Origin of the sequence: Pseudidiomarina fusca, assembly GCF_032227045.1 — a bacterium.
Lineage (GTDB): Bacteria > Pseudomonadota > Gammaproteobacteria > Enterobacterales > Alteromonadaceae > Pseudidiomarina > Pseudidiomarina fusca.
In genome coordinates, this window is the sequence record NZ_JANFPJ010000052.1 from 1 (window position 1) to 8,354 (window position 8,354).

The 8,354-nt window shown below is 49.4% G+C and carries 5 protein-coding genes and 1 pseudogene; all 6 read right to left on the reverse strand.

Going from position 1 to position 8,354, the window contains the following annotated elements; genetic code table 11:
• Window positions 1-160: 160 nt before the first annotated feature.
• Window positions 161-1,789 (reverse strand): FAD-binding oxidoreductase, encoded by a 1,629-nt coding sequence (locus NOG12_RS12635; protein WP_313933440.1) that lies wholly within the window; start codon window positions 1,787-1,789, stop codon window positions 161-163.
• Window positions 1,786-2,520 (reverse strand): hypothetical protein, encoded by a 735-nt coding sequence (locus NOG12_RS12640; RefSeq protein ID WP_313933441.1) that lies wholly within the window; start codon window positions 2,518-2,520, stop codon window positions 1,786-1,788. Before NOG12_RS12640 ends, NOG12_RS12635 begins: the two co-directional genes overlap by 4 nt.
• Before the next feature lie 61 nt (window positions 2,521-2,581).
• Entirely contained in the window at window positions 2,582-5,284 is a 2,703-nt protein-coding gene (locus NOG12_RS12645; RefSeq protein ID WP_313933442.1) for a TonB-dependent receptor, read from the reverse strand.
• A gap of 502 nt (window positions 5,285-5,786) precedes the next feature.
• Window positions 5,787-6,662: a bifunctional glycosyltransferase family 2/GtrA family protein gene (locus tag NOG12_RS12650; RefSeq protein ID WP_313933443.1), complete on the reverse strand. Its 876-nt coding sequence runs from the start codon at window positions 6,660-6,662 to the stop codon at window positions 5,787-5,789.
• Between the two features lie 755 nt (window positions 6,663-7,417).
• Window positions 7,418-7,468 (reverse strand): annotated as a pseudogene (locus tag NOG12_RS13375) (hypothetical protein); the annotation flags it as partial.
• Entirely contained in the window at window positions 7,465-8,232 is a 768-nt protein-coding gene (locus NOG12_RS12655) for a hypothetical protein (RefSeq protein WP_313933444.1), read from the reverse strand. The pseudogene NOG12_RS13375 and the gene NOG12_RS12655, both read right to left, overlap by 4 nt.
• Window positions 8,233-8,354: the final 122 nt, after the last annotated feature.

Here is an 8,354-nt window from a genome sequence, read left to right on the forward strand (position 1 = left end):
ATTTTACTCACTTAGCTCGGTGTCCAAAAGTACTGGTACGGATCAGTATGTTTGGGTTGCAAGTGTCAGGGCACCAGAGCAGTCTTTTATGAGCGGGGAGGCGTAAAGTGGTGGGCCTCAAGCGTTTGAAGTCAACTTCAAACGCTTGAGGGAAGTCGCTTTAGATACCAAAGTCATCGAGGCGGATGCGCTCGCGTGGAATGTTTGCTGCAGCAAGCATTTCCAACGTGGCGTTGAGCATCAGCGGCGGACCACAGACGTAGACGTCAAGTTGGCTCACATCCTGTTCAGCCAGCCAATTGGCGACCGTTTCGTGGACATAGCCTGTTGCGCCACTCCAACTTTCTTCGGAAAGGACTGGTGTATAAGTCACAGCGTCACTGCCACTGAATTCCTCGCGATAGCACAATTCATTTTCCTGTCGCGCACCGTAGAAGAACACGCAGTTCCGCGGTTGGGGCTGTTGCAACTCGTCTTGCAAGAGTGCCCGGAGTGGTGCGATACCAGCACCGCCTCCAATAAACAGCTGTGTATGCTGATTATCTGAGGTGCGCACGAAGTCACCAAATGGGCCCACAGCTTCGACTTGCTGACCTGCTTCTAGTTTAGTCAAGTAGCTTGAGCCGATACCTGCTGGGAGTCCTGTTGCAGGTGCAGGCATGTTCCGCACGGTAAACACCAGTTGTTGTTCTGTCGCCGCAGTTGCCATGGAGTAATGGCGGGTAACGACAGTATCGCGATGCGGTATGTTGAACTGCAAAAACTGACCCGCTTGATAGTGTAAGGTATCTGCTGCGGTAAAGGTCAGCTCAACAATGGACGGCGACAGTTGACGTTTGTTGACCAGCGTTAACAGGTGTGTCGTTGCTTGTGCGTCTGCCAATTCAATCTGGTCATGATGATTGACGCGATGCTGACAAGCTAAACGCATGCCGGCGGCAAGATCTGCGTCACTAAGCATGGCTTTTTCAGCAGCTGTCGCCTTAGGTTTAACCACGGAATTGTAGGTGATTTTACAAAGTCCGCAGGTACCACCACCGCCACAACTACTGGCGATTGGTTTTGCTTCGCTTTGTAGTTGCTCTAACCAAGTCGAACGTCGGCGTGGATTGAAGTCGCCTTTAGCGATATTGCGGAACAACAAGATTAATCCTGACAGCGCAAACCATAAACTAAACAGCCCGGCACTCCAGATCAGCAAGTGATTAAAGCTGCGACCACCGGTGTAATCCATAAAGTGTAAACGGAACGCCCAGTCTGCGATGACCCATGGTGTATTACGGTGATCAACAACATCGCCCGACGCTTTATCAACGTATATACGGGTATTTAGGTCATCGTCGATGGCAATACGAAAGCCGGGTTGTTGCCAGTCGACCAGCTCGTCTGAGCCGTCAACAGCTGTGACCATTTCCACCTGCCCAGGCCCCTCGTAACTTGCCATAGCGATACGTTCAGCAGTGGCGATCGAGGTTTCCCAAAGCTCACCGGTATTGGCGTCAAGAAAGATGGTTTTACCAGCGTGTTCGACGCGATATTGCGGCACATCTAACACACTTGTGAGGCGCACTTGAGTGGCCTCAGGGTAGGCTTGATGCACGGCGGCAATCGGCCACTTCGGCGTCAACGCGCTAAGCATCTCAGGATGGCTGTGGGTTTTATACTGATGTCCAGACATCCCGTGATGCCCCATCAGGGTGAACACAGTAGCGCTGATCAGCCACAGCAATACTTGAATCACGAGAATAAGGCTAACCCAACGGTGGAGCCATTGCATAAAACGCATCATGCGGAATCTCCTTGTTTAGGTTTGCGCTTGAAGCTGATGGTGAAGAACAACAGCACGACACCGGTGATCATGAGAAGAAAAGTACCAATGATAAATCCTTGCAACCACCAGGTTTCGATATCGACACGGTCTTTGTAATCCATGATGTGGATCATCCAAAAAATGTCAAAGCCGCGCCAGAAGGTATGGCGTTTTACCAGTAATTCGCCACTGACTTCAGAGAGATATAAACTGGTGCTGCCAAAGTCATCGAAGTTGACCTGCCAAATTGGCAACAGCTTCGGATTGAGCTCACTCGGTGCTTCATCGGTGAGATAAACGGTAGAAGCGATCTTTGGATCGTCCAGTGCGTAGTAACGAACTGCTAAAGCTTCGATGTCCTGTTGCGAGAAAGCTATTGGCGCGAGCGATGCTGCATCTATGACTGCTTCCCCTTGGTGACCTTGAAGATGGTAAACCGGAGTGGCTTGGTTGTTCAGCCAACGGGTTTCAAGTTCCAAGGTTTGGGTATGAGGGTATTTCGCCAACACTGCGTCAACGCTGGCAATCGAGCCAGTGGTCGTGATTGGGGTAGAGATATCTTGGATCAGGTGGTCGCCATGAATGTAATCAATGTCGAAGAACACCATGTAGGCACCACTGATACTCCAGAGCACCATTTGTACGCCAAACACCAAAGAAAGCCAGCGGTGCCATACGCGCCAGCGACTGGAATGTTTAACCTGCGTCATGTATTACCTCAATTTGAGAAAGTGAAGGTTGCCGCAGTGAACTGCGGCAACGAGCAGGTGCTTAGAAACTGTAACGAACTTTGAAGTACAACTGACGACCTAGAAGATCGTAGGTCATTGTATCTGTGTTCGCGTCAGTCCAGCTTTGGATAAACGGCGCGTCTTTGTCGAACAAGTTATTTACCCCAGCGGTAAAGCTCAGGTTGTTGTTCATGAAGTACGAGCCTTGCAGGTTATGGTAGAAAACGCTTGGTGAGTGGTCACCGATGTCTCCTGGAGCAGCGTTGATATCGTCAGCACCGCCAATGTATTGCACTGAGTAATGCACGCGCCAATCATCCTTGGCAAAGGTTGCATTGGCATTTGAACGCCAGTGCGTGTAACTGCCGCGGCCACCAGTGATGTAGCCCGCATACTTGATTTCTTCTGCGCCTTCAAACGGAGCGAAGGTGTACTCGTCAAGATAGCTTAGGTTCCAGCTAAAGTCGCTGTTCCAGCCGGCAATGTCCGTTTGATAGAACAACGCCATATCAATCCCAGAAACATTTTCTGTTGCCGCATTGGTTGGCTGTGCCGAGAGGAAGTTGATCTCACCGGTTAAGTCGTCGCGCGTGAAATGTTCAGGATTACAGAACGGATGCGACATGTTTTGTGAGGTGTAGCAAACAGAGAGCTTGGTAGAGCCAGGAATGGTCTGAATCGCATTTTTCACATCGATATTGTAGTAATCGACGGTCAATTGCAGATTTTCAACAAAGCTTACATCCCAAACAAAACCCGCGGTGAAGGTGTCAGCATCTTCTGGTTTGAGGTCAGGGTTGCCACCGACCGTGGTCAGGACGATTGAACCAAATTGGGTGTAACCTGCTGGCAGACCATCAGCTTGACAGTTTGCTGCAACTGTTGGGTTCGCGCCTGCTTGATCCCAGCCATCACAAGGGTCTGTGGTGGTTAAGTTACCTTCTGCAACGCCACCAAAGAGCTCAGGAATATTTGGAATACGGAACGCGGTTGATTGTGTGGCACGTACTTTCAAACCGTCAGAAACTTGCCATTGCAAACCAACTTTGTAGTTGCCGTCGCTACCGAAGGTATCGTAATCACTGTAGCGATAGGCCATCTCTAAGCTAAGTGACTGCGCTAGTGGTGCGTCGCGTAGCAGTGGTACAGCCGTTTCGACGTATACTTCGTTAACGGTGTAGCTGCCTTCAATAGGTTCCGCTTGGTTGGTATTCATGATCCCCGCAGCAATCGAGGAGTCGGGATGGCGCCAGCCTTTTTCTTTGCGTTGTTCGACACCGAAGGCGACCGGCACCCATCCCGCAGGGAGATCGAATAGTTCACCAGTAATGTTTGCGGTAAGTGAGCGCTGTTCGTTACCACCGTTGTCTGTGGTACGGAACAAAATGTGTTCCAGAGCCTCTTGTGAGACGTCACCGTAGCCAAGCAAGTCAATGCACGGAATACCGTTGTTGCCACAGGTGTCCGCGTCAAGGCCTTGGGCAAGACGTTCTAAGTTGACGATGTTGGTCATGCCGTCGATGGCAGTATTGCGACCATAATTGTAGGCAACTTCCCACTCCCAGCCACTTTGTAGGTAGCCGTTCAAACCGACCACGGTACGGAAGGTGTTGACGTCTTGGAAGAAGGTCCGTGGACCGCCTTCAAGTAGACGACGGCGATCCAAGCGAATGTCTTCGCCGGTTGGGTTCGTTGGGTGATCGGCAGTAAATACGATGTCACGCAAAGTGCCTGGGGTTGCCAATTGATCTGACTTACGGTTGTTGTAGATGACTTCCGCAAAAACCATGGTATCAGGGGTAAGCTGATAGTCACCAATGACCGAGAAATTCCAGTTGGTGATTGGGTTGACCGCGTTCAGGTACTCAAACGAATCAGAGTTATGCTTGGCGCCATCGTAAGGTTCGAAGAAGTCGCCATCGCCATTTGGATCTTGGTTGAAGTTGATCCGATCACCCGCATTTGGGCCAGAAAGAATGGTTGCACGTCCGCCGTTGGTGCTTGAGCTACCTACACATGACAGTTCGCCAGGTGTAACTTCAGCCAGTGCACAGCCTGCCTGGTCTGCCATATTGATTTCTTCAGCCGTACGATAACCCACGCTCGCAATAATACGACCTTTGTCACTGCTGGTGCCGAAGGTCATATTGACACTGCGGTCTTGGCCATCGCCTTCGTCAGTTGAGCCGATACGACCTTCAATAGCGAAACCATCGTAACTTTTCTTGGTAATGATATTGACCACGCCGGCAACAGCATCAGCGCCGTAAATGGCTGAAGCGCCATCTTTCAATACTTCGATGCGGGCAATCATTTCCATCGGGATCATGTTCAAATCGACCGAGCTGTTTGCGCCGGTACCACCATTAACGACACGACGGCCGTTCAGGAGAACTAGCGTACGGTTGATGCCTAAACCACGTAAGTTGACTTGGGTCGTCCCGTAGCCGTTGCCGGTCCAATAGGCGTTACTTTGGTTGCCAGCAAAACCAGCCGATGCTGACATCTTTTGTAAGATTGCATCGACTGAGGTTACACCAGAGACTTCAATGTCTTCTGCTGTGAAAACTTGTACTGGGGCAGCGCTATCTGCTTCTGCGCGTTGTAGGCGCGAGCCAGTAACTTTAATACGTTCATCAGCATCCGTTGCTTGAGCTTCGTTATCTTGCGCTAATACCGCTGAGGTTGGCACTAAGGCCAAGCTGATAGCAAGAGAAAGCGTCGAAAGAGGTCTTCTTTGCATGGTGTCACCCTGAATAAATTATCATTTTTATAGTTGAGCTTTATTGCACCATATTATTCTGGCGCAACTTGTTTATACAACTTAACAATAGTCTGTTTTGTAGAGGAGTAAAGTCAGACAAACTGAAAAGTTGTATAATTAAACGCCATTTTTACGGGGTTTTGTGTGGTTGTATAGTCAACTTGAGAGGGTTCTAAAATTCCACTAGGCCGATGGTGTAAGGCTTCCATACGAAACCTTACCTATGGTGAAAAAGTTGTTCAAGAGATTTTGGAATAATTTATTATTGAATATATATATTAAAAATGTGGTTAAATATACACAAAATGTAACGATGGATAGGTTAATGCGACTTGAAAACTAATTTTTTCTGAAAACGATAGCTCATTAAGAAGACGATCACTTCTGCCGTAGGTTTACCGATAAATGGTGAAACACCAACCCAGGCGAGACCTTTGGTGAGACCGTAGTTGACACCCACCAGTACCATAGCCAGCAAGGTCTATTGGCTGGCATCACGCGTTAAAGAACCGCCTTTCCCAAACACCCATTTGCGGTTCAGACTGAAATTAAAGCTCCCTGAACACAATCGCGCGCAAGCGATGGCCACGAGAATTTCTCCGGTAAAGCCATAGATTGCCGCGAACAGACCGTAGTCGATGGACGCAGAAGCGATACCCACCCCTGAGAACTTTAAGAACTTCTTATAAATCAGTGCTGAGTCTTGGAGTGGTTTAAAGTGACTACACTTATTGCCATTCTCATAGACGGTGGTAATGGGTTCGCTGAGGAACTCAAGCTGTGCGCGCTTGGCAATGATTAGCATATCGAGCTCAAAGTCGTAGCGATTGCTCTCAACTTTGACGAGTTCGGGTAACAATTGCCGTGGCACGCCACGTAGTCCGGTTTGGGTATCTGGAATATTAATACGTAGCCCAAGACGAAAAGTCGCACGGGCAAAAGTGTTGCCAAGCCATGAACGAAAAGGAATACCTTTCTCACGGAAGTTGCGACTGCCGAGCCAGAGGGCTTGTGGTTGTTTCGCGAACACTTGCGCCACGCGCAGAATATCTTTTGGCAAATGCTGGCCGTCCGCGTCTGCGGTGATTACCCCAGAACAGCTTGGGCATTGTTCAAGCACCCAGTGAAATGCAGTTTTTAAGGCTGCACCTTTGCCTTGGTTATGATCATGATGAAGCACGGTAATGGCATCAAATTGTGCCAGCGCATTGAAGATGGAGGCATCGTCGCTACCATCATTGATGACAATAATTGGCCGCGTGTTCGACTCTTGCGCACGCAAGTTGCGTACCAAATCAATGAGACGGTTGTCGGGGTTGTACGCAGGAATAACGATAGCGGGTTGATGTGTCGGCAAAATCTGCTCTCTATGCGGTTAAAAATCCAATCAAGGTCATGACAAGTAAGGCTAGGCTTAGTAGAACCGTGTAGGCTACACCACAGGAACTTGAAAAGCGTCATTGGCCAACTTTGGCCATAAAATAGCTTTTGTGTGAACAGCATGTAGCTGAGCATCCAAAACAACAGCAGGTTTTCTATCCAATCCACAACGTCGACAAACAATGGGCTGCCTGAGATGCCAGTCGCCCAAACTGAGCCTTTCTCTAATAGCGTTAAGGCTGACAAGCAAAGCAGCAAAAAAGCATGGGTGTGCAGGGCTGCCGTCAAGTGCTCCAGATAATAGCGTTTGGAAAATATGTAGGTTAACTTTAGAAACAACGCCCAAAACGGCAGCATCAAAACCATGGTCTGAGGCGCGAGCGAAACAAGACGTTTCACTAAGACGTCTGGATCTTTTGACATCACGTCGTAACGTTGTTGAAGCGCTTGGTTCTGTTCATCACTGATGAAAGGTATATTTATGTTGGGGTTTTCGAGGAGCTCAAGATCTGCTTCCTCGGCCGTACTTGGTTCTGTCCCTAAGCTAGCATCCGTAGGTGTTTGGGAAGGTGCCGTAACATCTATATCTGCGGAGCCGGGGGGCGCGGTCTCAACCGGTGGGTTTGCTTCAATTGGGGTGACCGAAAACACATTCAGTGACGTCAGCACAAAAAATGAGATCAATGAAATGAAAAAATACAGCCGTAATGGCGGTACATACGAGGCATGGCGGCCACGCACAAACTCTTGCGTAAGAAAGGCGGGGCGCGCAAAGAGGTTCACCAAAGTACGATAAAAACGTGAGTCCCAGTGACTGATTTCACCAAAAAGATCACCAACGACTGCGAATCATGTAACTCCTCTTGTGGCCAATGGATACCGACCCAACTTTCGACATAAAACCATTCCCGTAACACGCGTGCACGATGCAAGAATTTAGCACCATAGTCTTGCAAGGGAACCTCTGCGTCAGTTTCACCGTACCACCATATTTCACCGCCAACGGCGCGCTCTGGATGGTAGATGTAGTAGATTGTATCTGACGCATGCCAGCGCACGCCTTCGATGCGTTCAGCGAAGGTGCCGCGCAGCCAAAATTTATTGAACCATTTTTCACTGATGGCAAAGTCATGTTCGATGGTTTGAGCGATGCCAAAACCATCGGTGTCACGCCAAAAGCCGACCGTTTGGAAGTGCAGCTCACTCCGTTCGTTCACAATGGTCTCGTACCGGTAACGGGCACGAACATAAGGTTCAAGTGCTAGGCCACCGCGGAAACCGGCCCCGAAAGACAAGTCGTGCTCAGTTTCTACGAAAGGGTCAAAACCTAAACCTACCATCCATTCTTCATCGGCATTGGCGCGTCGAATGACGGTTGGTCGGGTGGTTTGTTGATTATTGATGAAGTCGTCGAAGTCACCGCGACCAATGATGGCGGAAAAGCGTCGTTTGGCTTGTGGCAGAATGATTTTAGCGCGCAGGCTTGAGTCGACTTCAAAGCCATCGTATTCGTCCCACTGCGGGGCGATGGTCACGCTACTGTACACATCTTCATACGCGTCGGTTTCGAAATCAGCAGGGCCAAAGAAGCACTATAAAGACAACAAGGTGCGCTACAGGCCAGTAAAAATGGCGCACCCGACAGGAGTCGAACCTGTGACCTCTGCCT